General features: G+C 64.9%; 14 protein-coding genes and 1 pseudogene. 10 read left to right on the forward strand and 5 right to left on the reverse strand.

What is annotated here, in order from left to right:
- Positions 1 to 27: 27 nt before the first annotated feature.
- The 10 genes from ACLIJ1_RS04785 (at position 28) to ACLIJ1_RS04830 (ending at position 13,063) form a co-directional block, all read left to right on the forward strand.
- Positions 28 to 1,701: a DUF1566 domain-containing protein gene (locus ACLIJ1_RS04785; protein ID WP_411364329.1), complete on the forward strand. Its 1,674-nt coding sequence runs from the start codon at positions 28 to 30 to the stop codon at positions 1,699 to 1,701.
- A gap of 61 nt (positions 1,702 to 1,762) precedes the next feature.
- A complete protein-coding gene (locus ACLIJ1_RS04790) occupies positions 1,763 to 3,604 on the forward strand; it encodes a DUF1566 domain-containing protein (RefSeq protein WP_411364330.1) in 1,842 nt (613 codons plus the stop codon).
- Positions 3,601 to 5,220 carry a DUF1566 domain-containing protein gene (locus ACLIJ1_RS04795; RefSeq protein WP_411364331.1) on the forward strand — a complete coding sequence of 540 codons (1,620 nt, stop codon included), beginning with the start codon at positions 3,601 to 3,603 and terminating at the stop codon, positions 5,218 to 5,220. Before ACLIJ1_RS04790 ends, ACLIJ1_RS04795 begins: the two co-directional genes overlap by 4 nt.
- Positions 5,221 to 5,280: 60 nt before the next feature.
- On the forward strand, positions 5,281 to 6,024 hold the full coding sequence (gene rlmB, locus ACLIJ1_RS04800; RefSeq protein ID WP_411364332.1) for a 23S rRNA (guanosine(2251)-2'-O)-methyltransferase RlmB: 744 nt from the start codon (positions 5,281 to 5,283) through the stop codon (positions 6,022 to 6,024).
- Between the two features lie 39 nt (positions 6,025 to 6,063).
- Positions 6,064 to 6,405 carry a hypothetical protein gene (locus ACLIJ1_RS04805; protein WP_411364333.1) on the forward strand — a complete coding sequence of 114 codons (342 nt, stop codon included), beginning with the start codon at positions 6,064 to 6,066 and terminating at the stop codon, positions 6,403 to 6,405.
- Between the two features lie 219 nt (positions 6,406 to 6,624).
- Complete coding sequence (locus ACLIJ1_RS04810) at positions 6,625 to 8,388, forward strand: DUF1566 domain-containing protein (RefSeq protein WP_411364334.1); 1,764 nt, start codon at positions 6,625 to 6,627, stop codon at positions 8,386 to 8,388.
- 126 nt (positions 8,389 to 8,514) lie between these two features.
- Complete coding sequence (locus tag ACLIJ1_RS04815) at positions 8,515 to 9,510, forward strand: OmpA family protein (protein ID WP_411364335.1); 996 nt, start codon at positions 8,515 to 8,517, stop codon at positions 9,508 to 9,510.
- A 40-nt stretch (positions 9,511 to 9,550) separates the two neighbouring features.
- A complete protein-coding gene (locus tag ACLIJ1_RS04820) occupies positions 9,551 to 9,673 on the forward strand; it encodes a hypothetical protein (protein WP_411364336.1) in 123 nt (40 codons plus the stop codon).
- Positions 9,674 to 9,899: 226 nt separating this feature from the next.
- A complete protein-coding gene (locus ACLIJ1_RS04825; RefSeq protein WP_411364337.1) occupies positions 9,900 to 11,663 on the forward strand; it encodes a DUF1566 domain-containing protein in 1,764 nt (587 codons plus the stop codon).
- Positions 11,664 to 11,827: 164 nt separating this feature from the next.
- Complete coding sequence (locus ACLIJ1_RS04830; protein ID WP_411364338.1) at positions 11,828 to 13,063, forward strand: Yip1 family protein; 1,236 nt, start codon at positions 11,828 to 11,830, stop codon at positions 13,061 to 13,063.
- A 22-nt stretch (positions 13,064 to 13,085) separates the two neighbouring features.
- Here ACLIJ1_RS04830 and ACLIJ1_RS04835 read toward each other — a convergent pair whose 3' ends face one another.
- From ACLIJ1_RS04835 to ACLIJ1_RS04855, 5 genes and pseudogenes are all read right to left on the reverse strand, one after another.
- Positions 13,086 to 13,685, reverse strand: a complete 600-nt coding sequence (locus ACLIJ1_RS04835) for a chromate transporter (RefSeq protein WP_411364339.1) — start codon at positions 13,683 to 13,685, stop codon at positions 13,086 to 13,088.
- On the reverse strand, positions 13,682 to 14,281 hold the full coding sequence (locus ACLIJ1_RS04840; protein WP_411364340.1) for a chromate transporter: 600 nt from the start codon (positions 14,279 to 14,281) through the stop codon (positions 13,682 to 13,684). Before ACLIJ1_RS04840 ends, ACLIJ1_RS04835 begins: the two co-directional genes overlap by 4 nt.
- Positions 14,282 to 14,332: 51 nt before the next feature.
- A pseudogene (locus tag ACLIJ1_RS04845) lies at positions 14,333 to 14,806 on the reverse strand (GNAT family N-acetyltransferase); the annotation flags it as partial.
- Between the two features lie 29 nt (positions 14,807 to 14,835).
- Positions 14,836 to 15,579, reverse strand: coding sequence for a 3-oxoacyl-ACP reductase FabG (gene fabG, locus ACLIJ1_RS04850; protein ID WP_411364341.1), 744 nt, complete (start codon positions 15,577 to 15,579; stop codon positions 14,836 to 14,838).
- Positions 15,576 to 17,402: a tetratricopeptide repeat protein gene (locus ACLIJ1_RS04855; protein ID WP_411364342.1), complete on the reverse strand. Its 1,827-nt coding sequence runs from the start codon at positions 17,400 to 17,402 to the stop codon at positions 15,576 to 15,578. Before ACLIJ1_RS04855 ends, fabG begins: the two co-directional genes overlap by 4 nt.
- Positions 17,403 to 17,407: the final 5 nt, after the last annotated feature.

Raw genomic sequence — 17,407 nt, forward strand, 5'->3', positions numbered from 1 at the left:
TGTGGAGCCGCGTGGGTTCTCACGTTCATGGTCGTCGCCTGCGGTGGCGGGCAGGGCAGCAGCGGTTCCGCGGAGCCGACCACCCGCGGCACAGCGCCCAGCGAAGAAACCGTCGCCCTGCAGCAGGAGGGCGCGCGCCTGAACAGCGAAGAGCTGGCGCAGATCGCCAAGACGGGCGTGTTGCCCAAGGCTTTTGAAGGCAAGCTGATCAGCGGAGCCACCACGAAAGTCGCGGCCACCCGCATCCCGGTCTACCGCTTCTTCAACACGTTGACGCAGGGTCACTTCTACACCTCCAGCGAGACCGAGAAAGCGACCGTGCTGGCCACGCAGCCGCACATGCACCTGGACGGCACGGCCTTTCACGCCACGATGACCAACGTGCCCGGGCTGAGCCCGGTGCACCGCTTCTACAACACGCAGACCGGGGTGCACTTTTACACCATCACCGAGAGCGAGCGCGCCCACGTCGCCGCCACGCTGCCGCACTACACCTACGAAGGCATCGCCTACTACGCCAGCACGCTGCCCGGGACGGGCTACACCCCGCTGTACCGCTTCTTCTACGCGGCCAGGGGCTACCACTTCTACACCAACAGCGCGGCAGAGAAGGACAGCATCATCGCCACGCTTCCGCAGTACAGCTACGAAGGCATTGGCTACTACGTGCTGGGTGATGACTGGCGGGTGCAGGCGGTGCCGCACACGGGCGTGACGTCCATGCAGTGCATGCTGGATCAGTCGGGGTATCCGCTGGGCAACTGCAGTGATCCCGCTGCCTTGTCACTCAATCCCAAACAGGATGGTCACCGCACTGCCGTCAACCCGATGAACTACAGCCAGTTGCCGTCGCTGTTTGGTCCCTATCCCAAGACCAGTTGCGTTCGCGACAACGTTACCGGCCTCGTGTGGGAAGGCAAGACCGCCAGCGGGCAGCGCGCCGGAAGCAACACCTACAACCACTACACCGAGGCGGTCGCCTATGTGGCAGCGGTCAATGCGCTCGAACTCTGTGGCTACACCGACTGGCGCCTTCCTTCGGCACAGGAGCTTCAGGGCTTGGTCGACTATGGGGTTGAACTCGGTGCACTGATCAATGTCTCCTGGTTCCCGAACTCGGCGGCCGTGGATCACTGGAGCCAGACAGTCGCTTCCAACGACTCCAGTCTCGCGTGGCGGGTCAGCTTCTTTGACGGCAGCGTGAGTGTCAACACGCGTTCTGCATCACATGCCCTGCGTCTGGTGCGCGGGGCGCAGCCCACAGGCCCACGCTATCTGGTCACCACACGAAGCTACAGCGGAGACGCGGCCAACAACGCCGTGGTCGACCGGTACTCGGGCCTGGTCTGGAGGCGGTGCCTGAGAGCGCAGTTCTGGAATGGAACCGCTTGCACCGACATCGGCGGATCCATGATCTCTTCGCTGTTCAATTCCTTCAGGGACGCCGCGAACGTTTCCGGGTGGAGGCTGCCCAATGTGAAAGAGCTGGGGACCCTCGTCGATAGAACCCGATCGCTGCCCAGCATGGACGCGACAGCGTTTCCTGATACGGGCGGATTCACGTCTCTCGCCGTGTGGTCGTCGACGCCGGAAATCATCAGCGATCGGCGGTTTGTGGTGAATCCTTCCACCGGGGCGGTCAGCAATGGGTACCTCAGCTCATCCTCCAACGCTGTTCGCATGGTCGCGGATTTCGACTAGTCCCCTACCAAGACCTCTGCGAAAGCGCCCAGACCGGTAAACAAGCGCCAAGGGAAACAAGATGAATACCCACTTGATCTGCACCAGCACTCCATACCGGACTTCAGTTCGCTGCGGGGCGACAGCCTGCCTGTGGACGCTTGGTTTTCTGCTGTCCGCCTGTGGCGGATCGCAACCCGACACCAGTCGTTCTGCGGCCAGGGAGGTTCCTTCCATCAGCTCCACCGCAGATCGTTCGACCGCTGCATCGCCCAACGCGAAGCTCACCGAACAATCGCTGGCCGCAGCCGAGCGGCAGGCCCTGGCCGCAGACAACAGATCTGCGGTTGCACTTTCCGATCTCCCGGCGGGCCAGATCGCACCCAAGAGGGCCTATCTCTCCGGCGAGGTTGCCCGCAAGGCGCTGGCGGTGCGCATCCCGGCCTACCGCTTCTACAACGGCAGCACCGGCGCCCACTTCTTCACCACCGACACCTCGGAGCGGGACAACGTGATCGCGACGCTCTCGCCACCGTTCAGCTATGAAGGCCCGGCCTTCTCGGTGGCCAACGCGTATTCACCGGGCCTTTCACCCGTGCACCGCTTCTACAACACCCAGACCGGCGTGCACTTCTACACCATCAGCGAAACCGAACGGGCCAACGTGGTGGCCACGCTGCCGCACTACAGCTACGAAGGCGTGGCCTATCACGCCAGCCAGGTGCCCGGTGCGGGGCTGGTGCCGTTCTACCGGTTCTATGTGGCGTCCAAGGGCTTTCACTTCTACACCGCCAGCGAGACCGAGAAGAACAGCATCGTGGCCAACCTCGGCGCGGTCTATGCCTTTGAGGGCATTGGCTACTACGTGCTTGACAGCAACTGGCGGACCGAGAAGCTGCCGCACACAGGCATCACCACCAGCCAGTGCTATCTCAACGGCACCAACACGCCCGGGCCCTGCACCGACAGCAACGCCACCGGCCTGAACCCGCAGCAGGACGGTCAACGCGCATCGATCAACGCCATGAGCTACAGCGCGGTCAGCGGCCAGCCGGTGACCAGTTGCGTCAAGGACAACATCACCGGGCTGGTCTGGGAGGGCAAGGAAGCCAGCGGCACCCGCGCCGGCACCAATACGTACACCAATACCGGCAACAACAGCCCGGGCGACGCCAGCAGCTACGTGGCGGCGGTCAATGCCTTGAACCTGTGCGGCTTCTCCGACTGGCGGCTGCCCACGGTGATGGAACTGCAGAGCATCCTGGTCTACGGAAGCGGTACCGACCCGGTGGTGAACCCCACCTGGTTCCCCAACACCACCTGGCTGCCCACCTCCACGGCGCCCGGCCACTACTGGACCTCGCAGCAGGCGGTGTTCAATAACGCGCAGGCCTGGTTCGTCCGGTTCACCTACGACGGCGGTGTGACGACCGACGGCCGCGGACTCGGCAAGGCGGTGCGACTGGTGCGCGGCGTCATGGCCGCTGGTCCGCGCTTCACCTACAGCACCGTGGCTTACGGCAGCGACGGGGCCAACAACGTGGTCACGGACGCCTGGACCGGTCTGCAATGGCGCCGCTGCGAACAGGGGCGGGTCTGGAACGGCAGCGCCTGCACAGGGGCATCCACCACCTTCTCGCACAACAACGCCCTGCTGCACGCCGCCGCGCAGTCGGGATGGCGCATGCCCAACATCAAGGAACTGGGCAGTCTGGTCGACCTGAACGTGAACATCACGGGCACCAACCACGCCAGCATCGACCCCACCGCATTCCCCGGTGCGGAGGACGTGGTTTTGTGGGCATCCACGCCATACATTGGCTTCAACTATTACTCTTGGAGCGTCTACGCCGCTGCCGGCTATATCTTGGGCTCCATGCGCAGCGAACTTCATTCGGTCCGCCTCGTGCGTCTCGTGCCATGAAAACCTCACTTCTTGCTTTGCTGGTTGCTCTGTTGGTGACCGCCTGCGGCGGAGGCTCCGAGCCGCAGGCCGCCGAGTCCGAACCGGTGTCCGCCAAGTCGCTGGAGTTCACCGAGGCCGGTACCGCCAAGTCCGCCGCTGCAGGGATACCGGTCTACCGCTTCTACAACCGCGGAACGGGCGCGCACTTCTACACCATCAGCGAGACCGAACGTGCCACGATCCAGGCGACCCGGCCCGACATGCTGTTCGAAGGCGCGGCGTTCTTCGCCAGTCCCGAGTTCACGGCGGGCCTGAGCCCTGTCTACCGTTTCTTCAACACCCGTACGGGCGTTCACTTCTACACCATCAGCGCCTCGGAGCGTTCGATCATCCGGGCTTCGTGGCCGTATTTCACCGACGAAGGCATCGCCTACTACGCCAGCACGGCGCCCGGGTTCGGCCTCACCCCGCTGTACCGCTTCTACATCCCCAGCAAGGGGTTTCACTTCTACACCGCCAGCGCCACCGAGCGCGACCGCATCCAGTCGACGCTGGCGGGCACCTATTCCTATGAGGGCGTCGGCTACTACGTGATGGACAGCAGTTGGGTCGGGGAGAAGCTGCCCAACACCGCGGTTTCGAGCGCGCAGTGTTTCGAGACCGGTTCGAACATCCTGGTGAACTGTGCCGCGCCGAGCGCACGCGAACTGAGCCAGCAACAGGACGGCACGCGGTTCTACTACAACACCGAGTTCTTCAGCCCGGTGGGCAGCAACCCCTTGACCAATTGCGTGCAATCCGACCTGACGGGGCTGGTGTGGGAGGGCAAGACCACCTCCGGGCTGCGGGCGGGGAGCAACAGCTACACCAACGCGGGCGGCGGGGGGGCGGGCGACACCAGCGGCTACATCGCCGCGGTCAACGCCAGCAACCTGTGTGGCTTCAACGACTGGCGGCTGCCCACGCCGCAGGAGCTGCAGAACCTGGTGCTGTACGGGGTGGTGGGGCCGATCAGCATCAATATGTCCAAGCTGCCCAACAGCAGCGACGCCGCTGGCGGCTACTGGACCAGTGCCTCGGCGCCGCTGGGTGGCACCCAGCGCTGGAGCGTGTCGTTCGGCACGGGGGCTCGCTCCACGGCGACACCGTCGACGTCGCGGCATGTGCGCCTGGTTCGAGGGGCCGCGTTCACCGGTGCGCGGTTTGTGTTCGGGTCGGCCAGCTACCCGGGCGACGCGGCCAACAACCTGGTGATCGACCGGCAGACGGGTCTGCAGTGGCGGCGCTGTGTCGAATCGAAGACCTGGAACGGCAGCACCTGCGTCGACGGTGGGGTCAGCACCGTCCGGCACGCCTCCGCGTTTGCGCTCGCCGCCAGCGTGCCCGGCTGGCGCCTGCCCAACGTCAAGGAACTCAGCAGCCTGGTCGAACCGTCCAGGGCCAGCGCTCCGCTCATCGACACCACGGCGTTTCCGAACACGCCCCAGACGGCGTTCTGGTCGACCACGCCGGCGGTGAATTCCGCGTTGGCGTCCGAGGTGGATGCCTATGGCGTCGACTTTGTCGGCGGTGAGGTGCGGGCGTTCTGGCGCGCTTACCTGTTTGCCGTGAGATTGGTCCGTGTCCCGGGTTGAGGGACGGCGGCATCGCCGCCGGCACGGCTGGCCCGGACCCGGCGCGGGGATAATCGCCGGATGTCCTCTCCCAAAGTCCTGTTCGGCTTTCACGCCGTCGGCGTGCGCCTGAAGACGGCGCCGCAGTCCATCATCGAGATCTATTTCGAGCCGACCCGGCGCGACCAGCGCATGCGGCAGTTCATCGAACGCGCCAAGGAAGCCGGTGTGCGCCTGATCGAGGCCGACGGACTGCGTCTGTCGAAGCTGGCTGGCAGCCATGGCCACCAGGGAGTGGCCGCACGGGTGAACCCGCTGGAGCAGGCCCATTCTCTGGACGAACTGCTGGAGAAGCTGGAAGCCGACGGTGTGGCGCCGCTGCTGCTGGTGCTCGACGGCGTGACCGACCCGCACAACCTCGGCGCCTGCCTGCGCGTCGCCGACGGGGCAGGGGCCCACGCCGTGATCGCACCCAAGGACCACGCGGTGGGCATCAATGCGACGGTGGCCAAGGTGGCCAGCGGGGCGGCCGAGACCATGCCGTACTTCATGGTGACCAACCTGGCGCGCACCCTGAACGAACTCAAGGAACGCAACATCTGGATCATCGGCACCAGCGACGATGCGCCCAAGACGCTGTACCAGGTCGACCTCAAGGGACCGGTGGCGCTGGTGCTGGGCGCCGAGGGCGACGGCATGCGCCAACTCACCCGCAAGACCTGCGACGAGCTGGTCGGCATTCCCATGAAGGGCGGCGTCGAGAGCCTGAACGTCTCGGTCGCCAGCGGCGTCTGCCTGTACGAAGCGCTGCGCCAGCGCGGCTGATTTCCACTTTCTTTCTGTCTGTCTGATCAGGACCGCTCCATGAACCTCCGAATCGCCTCCGTCACCGGACTCCTTGCCCTCGCCATGCTCGCCGGCTGCACCCAGGAACAGCAGAACAAGATCAGCCGCGACATCCAGAACTGGACCGGCACCAACGGCGTGCTGGAGGTCTATGCCGGCGACAAGCTGGCCCGCCGTTTCCTGTCCATCGACAAGATGAGCACCGCCATGGGCACCGAAGACGGCAAGCCGCGCGCCTACCGCTACGGGTACGGCGTGCTCGACGAAAACCAGAACATGACCGTCGATCCGGGCGAGAAGAAGGTCTATTTCGAGATCAGCGACTACACCAACGCGGTGTTCTTCGAGAGCCCGCGCTGACGCGATCCGGTGTCCTGCCGGGTTCGGCCGTCGGACTGTGAATTCCGGCACCGCTCTGGGCCAAACGGCCTATGGTGGTGAGTGCTTTCGTTCCATAGACTTGGCCCCAGTTGCGGGTCGCCGGGTCGCTGATGTCGGCCTTGCGCCTCCGCCAGTGCACGCTGGAGGCCCAAGGTGACCATTGTTCTCTGCCCCATCCCGGGGCCATTTGTTTGCCGGTTGGCAGTTGTCGCATTCGCATTGGCGCTGGCTGCCTGCGGCGGCAGCGGCTCTGGCGTTGCAGTCGACCAGGGCAGCGGCGCCGGTTCCTTGTCGGTCACCCCGACCCTGTCCCGCGGTGCCGCGCTGAATGCGGAGGAACTGGCGGCAGCCGAACGCAATGCCCAGTTGGCGGAGGGCAGCGGTTTGCCGACACCGCTGGAAGACGTTGGTCAGGGTCAGGCCGCCGCCAAGAGCTTCTACCTGTCGGGAGACGTCGCGCGCAAGGCGGCTGCGGTGCGCATCCCGGCCTACCGCTTCTACAACGGCAGCACTGGCGCGCACTTCTACACCACCAGCGAAACCGAACGCGCCACCGTGGCGTCCACGCTCTCGCCGCCCTTCAGCTTCGACGGTCCCGCCTTCTCGGTGGCCAGTGCGCACTCGGCGGGCCTGTCTTCGGTGCACCGCTTCTACAACAACCGCACAGGCGTGCACTTCTACACCATCAGCGAAGCCGAGCGCGCCAATGTGGTGGCTTCACTGCCTGACTTCAGCTACGAAGGCGTGTCCTACTTCGCCAGCCAGGTGGCCGGAGCCGGGCTGGTACCGCTGTACCGCTTCTACGTTCCCAGCCGGGGGTTTCACTTCTACACCGCCAGCGCGGCAGAGAAAGCGTCCATCGAAGCCACGCTGAGCGCCACCTATTCCTACGAAGGCATTGGCTACTACGTGCTCGACACTGGGTGGAATGCCCGCGAAAAGCTGCCGCACACCGGCATCACCACCAGCCAGTGCTACCAGGAGGGAAACAACACCCTCGTGGCCTGCAGCAGCGCCGAAGCCCTCGGCCTGAACCCGCAACAAGACGGGCACAGGACCACCATCGCGCCCATGAGTTACAGCACCGTGCCATCGTTGTTTGGCCCCTATCCCATCACCAGCTGTGTCCGCGACAACGTCACCGGCCTGGTGTGGGAGGGCAAAGCTGCTGCAGGTGAGCGCGCTGGCAGCAACCGGTACACCAACCTGGCCAACAACGCGGCCAACGACAGCAGTGGCTATGTGGCGGCAATCAACGCGATGGAGTTGTGCGGCTACACCGACTGGCGACTGCCGACGCGGCAGGAGCTGCTGACCATCGTGGACTACGGTCGTCCGACAGGTGCGCCGATCAACACCACCTGGTTCCCCAACACCGCGCTTGCTCGGTACTGGAGCGCCAATACGCTAAGCGGCGACAGCACCAAGGCCTGGTTGGTGGACTGGGCCGCTGGCGGTGGGGGGTCAGACAATGCGCTTCGCGCCTCCTCGTCCTTCGCAGTGCGCCTGGTGCGTGGCAGCGCCGCCACGGGGCCGCGCTACTCCTTCAGCACGGTGGCATACGGCAGCGACGCTGCCAACAATGTGGTCAACGATGCGTCGACAGGTCTGCAGTGGCGCCGCTGCGAACAAGGGCGGGTCTGGACCGGCAGCACCTGCACCGGCATCGCCAGCAGAATTTCCAACGAGGCCGCCCTGGCCCACGCCCGGGCGCAAACGGGCTGGCGCCTGCCCAACGTCAAAGAGCTGGCCAGCCTGGTTGACCTGCAGGTGAGCAGCGGAGCCCCCATGGATCAGGCAGCGTTTCCGGGTGCCGTCATTTCCACTCTATGGACATCAACTCCCTACGTTGGCGGTGCCAATGGTGTGTATGGAGTCAGCTTCTACGAGGGTTTTGTTGGCGCCTTTGTTCGCTCCACCGGCAATGTCGGCGAGGTCCGTCTGGTGCGTACCAGTCCGTGATTCGCATCTAAAGCGCAGCAGCCCTTTGGCTTTGTTCGTTTTTTTAGGCAACGAGAGATGACCACTCCCCACTGCGCCAGTTCCCCATACCCTCGTGCATCTGCATGGAAGTGGCCCCTTGCATTGATGGCCATGTTGTCCATGGCCATGCCGGTTGCGGCACAAACCGCTGACGCGGATCTGGCCGGTGCAAAAGACCACCCGTACATCAAGCGCTTTGCCAATTCGAGCATCGTGCTGTATGACGCCAAACAATTTGACTCGGTCAAGATCCCTGTTTCCACGTTCACCCAATTCAATCTGACCAGCCGGCAGCGTGAATTTGTCGAACCACCGGTGACAGCGGAAGGTGCGCGCACCCGCATTTGGTACGAAGCAAAAGGCGACACCACGAGCATCGAAGTATTCAGGAACTACCTCCACGAACTGCAAGAGCAAGGCTTTGCGGTTTTGTACGACTCGTCCAAGGACAGCAAGGCGGGCCGCTGGAATGGCTACCTCACCGCTTACGGGTTTGGCAGCAACAAGCTGACCAACAACCGCTCGGAATTTGTCATGTATGGCGCGCCGATGAAGAGCATTCACACCCTGTCGGCCAAACGGGAGAAGGACGGCCAAACGACCTATGTGCACCTCACGACCGTGCAGTGGGACCAGGACAACAAGACCTTCAAAGCCCACAAAGGCGCCTATGCCACGCTGGACGTTGTGGACGTTGGCGCCATGAAGCAAAACATGGTGGTGGTCAGTGCTTCAGCCATGGCCCAGTCCATGGCCGCCACCGGGCGCGTGGCCTTGTACGGGATATTGTTTGACACCGGCAAAGCCGACGTCAAACCGGAATCAAAGCCAGCTCTGGAAGAAATCGCCAAGCTGCTCAAGTCGGATTCCAACTTGAGGCTTCGGGTCGTGGGGCACACCGACAACCAGGGCAGCCTCGATGGAAACATTGCGTTGTCCAAACGCCGCGCGGAATCGGTCAATGCTGCCTTGGTGGGCCAATACGGCATATCAGGTCAGCGGCTGTCGGCGTTCGGCGTGGCAGATCTTGCCCCGGTGGCGTCCAACGCGCAGGAAGAGGGGCGCTCCAAGAACCGACGCGTCGAACTGGTGCCACAGTAAGTGGCCTGCTACCTCCTGTGCATTCGAGACAAGACACCAGATGGGCAACATCCACCGTTCCAACGCGCTGCATGCTTGCAAGCCGAACGACCCGGGCGACAAGAAGGTCTGTTTCGAGATCAGCGACTACACCAACGCGGTGTTCTTCGAAAGCCTGCGCTGACGCATCCCGGTGTCCTGCCCGGTGCAGCCACCGGATGGGGGACGCCGGCAGCCGACTGCGCCAAACGGCCTATGGTCATGAATGCTTTCGGTCCATAGAATCTGCCCCAACTGCTGGAGCGGCGCCCATGACCTCGGTCTTTCGCTTCCACCGGTGCACGCTGGAGGCTACTGTGACCATACTTCTCCGCCCCATCGCGGGACCATTTCTTTGCCGGTTTGCCGTTGTGGGTCTTGCACTGGCGCTGACCGCCTGTGGAGGCAGTAGTTCCAGCGGTGCAGTGGACAAGGGCAGCAGCGTCGGTTCTGCAGCGGTCAACCCAACCCTGTCTCGAGGTGCTGCGCTGAGCGCCGAGGAGCTCGCGGCCGCCGAACGCAATGCCCGGCTGGCGGATGGCGGAGGCTCGTCGACACCGCTGGAAGACATTGGCCAGGGCCAGACCGTCGCCAAGAGCCTGTATCTGTCCGGCGCAGTGGCGCGCAAGGCGGCCGCGGTGCGCATTTCGGTCTACCGCTTCTACAACGGCAGCACGGGAGCCCATTTCTTCACCACCAACACGACGGAGCGCGACAACGTCATCGCCAACCTGTCGCCGCCGTATGCCTACGAGGGGCCGGCGTTTTCGGTGGCGAGTGATTTTTCTCCCGGGCTCAGCCCCGTGCACCGCTTCTTCAACACGCAGACGGGGGTGCACTTCTACACCATCAGCGAGACCGAGCGGGCCAATGTCGTGGCCACCCTGCCGCACTTCACCTACGAGGGCGTCGCCTACCACGCGAGCCAGGTGGCGGGGCAGGGCCTGATTCCCTTCTACCGGTTCTTCGTGCCTAGCAAGGGCTTTCACTTCTACACCGCCAATGAGGCGGAGAAGGCCAGCATCCAGGCCAACCTGAGCGCCGTCTACACCTACGAGGGCGTGGGTTACCACGTGCTCGATGCCAACTGGCATGCCGAGAAGCTGCCCCACACCGGCATCACCACCAGCCAGTGCTATGCGGCCGGCAGCAGCACGCTGGTCACCTGCACGCCAACGCGGACGGAGATCCAGGCAGGTGGGACCTCGGTGAACCTCTATGCCCAGCAGGACGGGCACCGCACGGAGGTCAATCCCATGAGTTACAGCGAGGTGGCCAACCCCGCGGGCGGGACCTTCCCGCGCGCCAGCTGCGTGCGCGACGACGTGACGGGACTCGTCTGGGAAGGCAAGACACCGACGGGCGAGCGTGCCGGCGACGTCGAGTACACCTACTACAACGACGGTTCCAATGGCGACGCCAGCGCCTACGTGGCCCGCCTCAACCAGCTGGCGCTCTGCGGTTTCACCGACTGGCGAATGCCCAAGCGCCACGAGCTGATGACCATCTACGACCACTCGAAAACCACGGTTCCAACAATCAACACCACGTGGTTTCCCAGCACCGTTGCCAAGAGCTATTGGGCTGCGGAGAGTGTCCGGGGAAGCAGTTCCCAGGCCTGGTACCAGCCTTTTGGCGGTCACAACGTCATCTCGAACTTTTCATCTCGGGACATCCTCCGCTCGGTGCGGCTGGTGCGCGGGACCTTTGGCGCGGGGCCTCGTTTCAGCTACAGCTCCGTGAGCTATGGCAGCGACGCGGCCAACAACGTGGTCAACGATGCATGGACCGGGCTGCAATGGCGTCGCTGCATGGAGGGGCAGACCTGGAATGGCTCCACCTGCACCAACAGCGTTGTCACCTACACCCACGAAGCGGCAATGGCCCTTGCAAAGACCAAGACCGGTTGGCGGATGCCCAACATGCGCGAGCTGAGCAGTCTGGCCGATGTGGATCCCGCGCATTCCACGGCCATCGATGCGGTGGCCTTCCCGGCAGGGCAGCACGACGCGTGGTCGACGACACCCGTGCCCGGCACCGGCTTTGCCTGGCACATGGAGTTTCAGCAGTACGGAATGCGAACTATTGTGAGCCGCGGTGGTGCCCTGGGTGTCCGCCTGTTGCGAGCCAACTGACGCTGAATGACTCTGAATGGCTGCTGACACCATGACTTTCGGGACGTGTTGTGGTGGCGTCCTGTCTTTAGAGTGCAACCTTCTAACGCTATACGTACCGCAGTGACCACAATGGTCCGGCTGCGCGCCTCTTTCAGATACTTGTCTGCAACCTGGAGTACTCCATGAATCTCGTCGAACGTGTGCAAGCCATCCTGCTCAAACCCAAGGGGACCTGGCCGGTCATTGAAGCGGAGGCGGGTGACATCCCGTCGATCTACAAGAACTACCTGGTCTACCTGGCGGCCATTCCGGCGGTTGCCACCTTCATCGGCATGAGCCTGTTCGGATTCGGTGCCTTCGGAGTGAGCTTCCGGGTGCCGATCCTGACCGGGCTGGTGAACATGGTGGTTGGCTTTGTGCTGTCGCTGGCGATGGTCTACGTGCTGTCGCTGATCGCCGACGCACTGGCGCCCAGCTTTGGCGGCCAGAAGAACGGGCTCAACGCCTTCAAGCTGGTGGCTTACGGCGCGACGGCCGGCATGGTCGGTGGCGTGTTCAATCTGATTCCCGCGCTGTCGATGCTGGGTGTGCTGGCAGGCCTGTACTCGATCTACCTGCTCTATACCGGCATTCCGGTGCTGATGAAAGCGCCGCAGGAAAAGGCGCTGGGCTACACGGCGGTGCTGATCGTCTGCGGCATCGTGGCGGGTCTGATCATGGGCGCGGTGTCTGCGATGTTCTCGGGCGGTGGCCCCGGCATGTCGATCGGCTCTTCCGAACCGGCAGAGGTCAACATCAAGGTGCCGGGCTCGGACGTGACCATCAACACCGCCAAGCTCGAAGAAGCCGCCAAGAAGATGGAAGCGGCAGGCAAGGAAATGGAAGCTGCGCAGGCCAAGGGCGACTCGGCCGCCGCCGGCAAGGCAATGAGCGAGATCATGGGCGCGGCCCTGGGCGGCGGTCAGGGTGGCAAGCCCATCGCACCCGAAGCCCTGCAGGCCTTCGTGCCCGCCAAGCTCGGCGCGATGGAACGCTCCGCCATCGAGGCGCGCACCGACAACGCCATGGGCATGAGCTTCTCCAGCGTGACCTCCGAGTTCCGCAACGACAAGGGCCGCGTCGAGGTCAAGGTGCAGGACATCGGTGCCATGCCCGCCCTGATGATGGCCATGGGCGCCTGGGCCAGCAGCACGGTCAACCGCGAAACGCAGACCGAGGTCGAGAAGGTCTACAAGAAGGACGGCGTCGCGGTGAAAGAGGAATACCGCAAGGACGGCAGCCGCGCCGAGATGACCATGATGCTGGCCAACGGCGTGATGATCGAAGTGACCGGCGACAACGTGGACATGGACGGCGTGCGCACCGCCCTGAACAGCCTGGACCTCAAGGGCCTGTCGGGCATCGCCCGCGAGAAGTGACCGTATCGGCTCGCCTGGCTGGTCAGACCCAGCCCAGCGCGCCCGCGAGCGCACCCGCGCCGATCATCCACAGCAGGTGCAGCCTGGTGCGCCAGACCAGCAGAGCCGCACACGCCGTCAGCAGCCACAGCGGCCAGTCGCGCGCCGGGTTGTCGTGCGACGCACTCAGCAGCCAGCCGGTGGCGATCAGCAGGGCGATCACGATCGGTGCCATGCCGGTCTTGAAGGCCCGCACCGCGCGCAGCTCGCGGTTGCGGTGACCCCACTGGGTCGCGGTGTAGGTCAGGATGGACGAGGGCAGCATGATCGCCACCAGCGTGACCAGCACCCCCACCAGCGCCCATACCCAAGCCATCCAGCCCGCGGCCGGTCCTCCGCCGGCATTCAGGCCGACGTTCCAGCCCAGCAGCGCCACGAACAGCACGTTCGGGCCGGGCGCGGCCTGCGACAGGGCGATCGACGAACTGAACTGGGCGTCGCTCAGCCAGTGCTGCTCGCCCACCAGATAGCGGTGCATGTCGGGCGCGGTGGTGATCGCGCCGCCGACCGCCAGCAACGACAACGAGGCGAAGTGCAGAAACAGGTCCAGCCAGTTGGCCAGGGTGAGCGCCATCTGGTTCATGCCTTGGTCTCCTCGCCCAGCACGCGGTAGGCCCACAGGCAGGCTCCGCCTCCGACCACCAGCAGCACCCAGGCCAGCGGCAGGCGCAGCAGCGCAATCGCGACGAAGGTGATTGCGGCCAGGCCGATGCAGGCCCACAGGCCCATGGCGTTCTTGTCCAGCGCGGCGATCAGCTTGATGCCGGTGGCGGTGATCAGGCCGGCGGCGACCGCGCCCATGCCCTTGAGTGCACCCTGGGCCGCTGCCGTGTCGGCGACGCTGCCGTACAGGGCCGCCAGCAGCAGCACGATCACCAGCGGCGCGGCCAGCATGCCGGTGAGTGCGGCCAGCGCCCCCGGCAGACCGAAATAGCGGCCACCAATCATCAGCGAGAGGTTCACCACATTGGGCCCCGGCATGATCTGCGCCACGGCCCAGTCCTCGACGAACTGCTCGCGCGTCATCCAGCGCTTCTTTTCGACCAGCTCACGTTGCACCACCGCCAGCACGCCGCCGAAGCCTTGCAATGCGAGAAAGGTGAAGGAGAGGAAGAGGTCTGTCTTGGATCGGGGGCGGTCTGGCGCCGCTTCGTCGGCGGTGGTCGGCATGTCGAACATCGGGAGATTATCCGTGGGAGCCGTTCACCCTGGAGCCCACGGGGGACCTGATCAGAGCGCGCGTTCCCAGTGCTCGCCGACCAGATCCTGTCCGTAGCTGTGGTGGTGCTCGCTGCCGACCAGCGTGAAGCCGCGCCTGGCGTAGATCGCCCGGGCGGCGTCGAGGTTGCGGTTGGTCCAGAGCAACATGCGCCGGTAGCCTTTCTCGCGGGCGAAAGCGATGCACTCGTCGGTCAGCCGGCCGCCCAGGCCCAACCCGCGCGCAGCGGGCGTCAGGATCAGCAACCGCAGCTGCGCCACGCCTTCGCTCTTGCGCACCACAAATGCCGAGCCGACCCGCTCGCCGTCGCGCTCGGCGATCCAGCCCCGCTCCCAGGCCGGATCGTGGTTCTTCATCATGTCGGCCACGATGCCGGCCACCAGCGCCTCAAAACGGGCATCCCAGCCGTACTCGCGCCAGTAGAGATCGCCGTGTTGCTGGATCACCCAGCCCATGTCGCCCGGCTGCGGCTGGCGCAGCGTGATACCTGGTGGCAGCGGTGGCCGTTCCATGGTCAGACCGACATGCCGCCGGAGACTTCGATCACTGCGCCATTGATGTAGCTGGCCTCGTCGCTGGCGAGGAAGGCGTAGACGTTGGCGATTTCTTCCGGCTGACCCAGGCGGCGCAGCGGTACGCGGTGTTCCATCTCTTCGATCACCTTGCCCGGAATGGTGCTCAGGATCGGGGTGCTGATGAAGCCCGGCGCGACCGCATTGACGCGCACGCCCTTGGGGCCGAGTTCGCGGCTCCAGGTCTTGGTGAAACCGATCACGCCAAACTTGGTGGCGGCGTAATTGGTCTGGCCGAAGTTGCCGTAGATGCCGACCACCGACGAGGCGTTGAGGATCACGCCGCTGCCTTGTGTCGTCATGGTGTCGGCCACGGCCTGGGCGCAGTGAAAGACGCCGCGCAGGTTGACGTCGATCACGCGGTCGAACTGTTCCAGCGTCATCTTCTGCAGGCGCGCGTCCTGCGTGATGCCGGCGTTGTTGACCAGCACATCGATGCGGCCGAAACGCTCCTTCACTTGCGCGACCACGGCGTCGACCATGTCGCGCTGTGTCACGTCCATCACGAAGCCAACGGCGGTTGCGCCTTCGGCCTGGCATTGCTTCACCGCTTCGTCGACCGCCGCCTGCTTGACATCGCAGACGATGACGGTGGCGCCTTCGCGTGCGAACTTGAGCGCGGTGGCCAGGCCAATGCCTTGGGCGGCGCCGGTGATGAGGCTGATTTTTCCTTCGAGTCGTTTCATGGTTCTTGGGGAGGGTTGGATAGAAAGCTTTGGTGCATCGCCTGCAGGGCCTGGGTCCAGTCGGCGGCAAAACGGACATTGTCGAACAGCGGGCTGACGCGGCAGCGCTCGCGCAACCCGCTGCGAAGAGTGGCCAGCGCCTGCAGGCCCGTCGGGCTGGCGTGGCGGACGGCCAGTTCGACGAACTCGGTTTCGCTGTTGGCCACCCAGTCGTCCAGGCCGAGGTTGCGCAGATGGGCTTCACCCTGGCGACCCAGCATGCCAGGCGAGGTCAGTGTCAGCGTGGGCACGCCCATCCACAAGGCCTCGGTGGTCGTGGTGCCGCCGGTGTAGGGAAAGCTGTCGAGGATGAAGTCGACGTCGTGGTGCGCGCGCAGGTAGTCGGCGCGGGTGGTCGCTGGCAGCAGGTCGCAGCGGTCGGGGGTGATCCCGGCAGCGAGCAGCCGTTCGCGCATGAGCGCGACTTCCGCTGGTTTCGACAGCCGCTTGGACTGGATGCGCAGCTGCGCTTGTGGCAGCGCCGCCAGCACCCGCGACCAGAGCGACAGCACCCGGTCATTGAGTTTGGCCAGCTCCTGGAACGAACCCAGTGTCACATGACCCTTGGTCAGCGCAGGCAGAGCAGACACAAAGGGTGCGTCGTCCGGTGGCGCCATGCAGAAGCGGCTGTGCGGCAGGCGCCATACCCGCTCCCGGTACAGACCCTCTTCCCCGGGTGGCAGGCACAGCGGATCGGCCAGCACCCAGTGCATGGTCGGCAAGCCGGAGGTGCCGAAATAGCCCAGCCAGTTGACTTGCACCGGCGCCGGTTGGCGGGCCAGCACGCCCAGGCGGTGGCCGGCGGTCATGCCCGACAGATCGACCAGCAGGTCCATACCGTGCGAGGCGATCAGCTCGGCCGCCGCGTCGTCGCCCAGGGCATGGATGTCGTGCCAGCCGTCGCAAGCGGCGCGCAGGCGCGCAGTCAGTGCGTCGCTCTGGGTGCCGTTGTTGAAGGCCGTGACGCGGAGTAGTGCTGGGTCGAGCAGCGGCAGAAAGCCTGCGAGGAACCAGCCGACCGAATGGGCGCGGAAGTCGGCCGACAACAGCCCGACGCGCAGCGGGCCGGGTGTCCGGCTGCGGTGGTGCTGCTTCGGCGCCATGTGTCGGCACAGCGCGTCCCCGCGTTCGGTGGCGCACCGCAGCCGGTCGGCGGGAGTGACTTCGGGCAGGAAGTGCTGCAGGAACAAGCCATTGCTGATCGCGCCCTGGTGGGTCGGGTCGATGGAGAGGGCCTGTTCATAGCAGCGGCTGGCCTGGGCGAACCGGTCTTCGGCCTGCCAGAGGCTGCCGAGATTGAACCAGGGTTGGGCCAGGTCGGGCCGCAACCGGGCAACTTCTTGTGTGTGTTCGCGGGCTTCGGCGTACCGGCCCAGGGCATGCAGGCAGGCACCGAGATTGAGCCGGGCGGTGTAGTCCTGCGGCGCGAGCTCAACGGCGCGACTCAGCAGTTCCCGGGCCTCATCCAGCCGGCCGGCTTTCTCCAGCATGCGCCCGAGGTTCGGCAGCACCCGGGATTCCTGGCCAGGCAGGGTGAGCAACTCACGCCAGACCGATTCGGCATCGGCAAAGCGCTGCTGCTGCGCGCAGGCAATCGCCAGCAGGTGCATGCCAACCGCATCGCGGCGACCGATCACATCGGCTTGCCGTAATGCGCGTTCGGCCGCGTCAGGACGGCCACTTTGCAAGGCGGCGTCGGCGGCTTCGAGGGGCGGGCGCTGCGGTGCGGGTGAAGGGGCAGGGCCGTGGGTAACGGACAGGCGGTGCCGGGAGGGCCGGTTCATGCGGT

Origin of the sequence: Hydrogenophaga sp. RWCD_12, from assembly GCF_046604225.1 — a bacterium.
Classification (GTDB): Bacteria; Pseudomonadota; Gammaproteobacteria; order Burkholderiales; family Burkholderiaceae_C; genus Hydrogenophaga.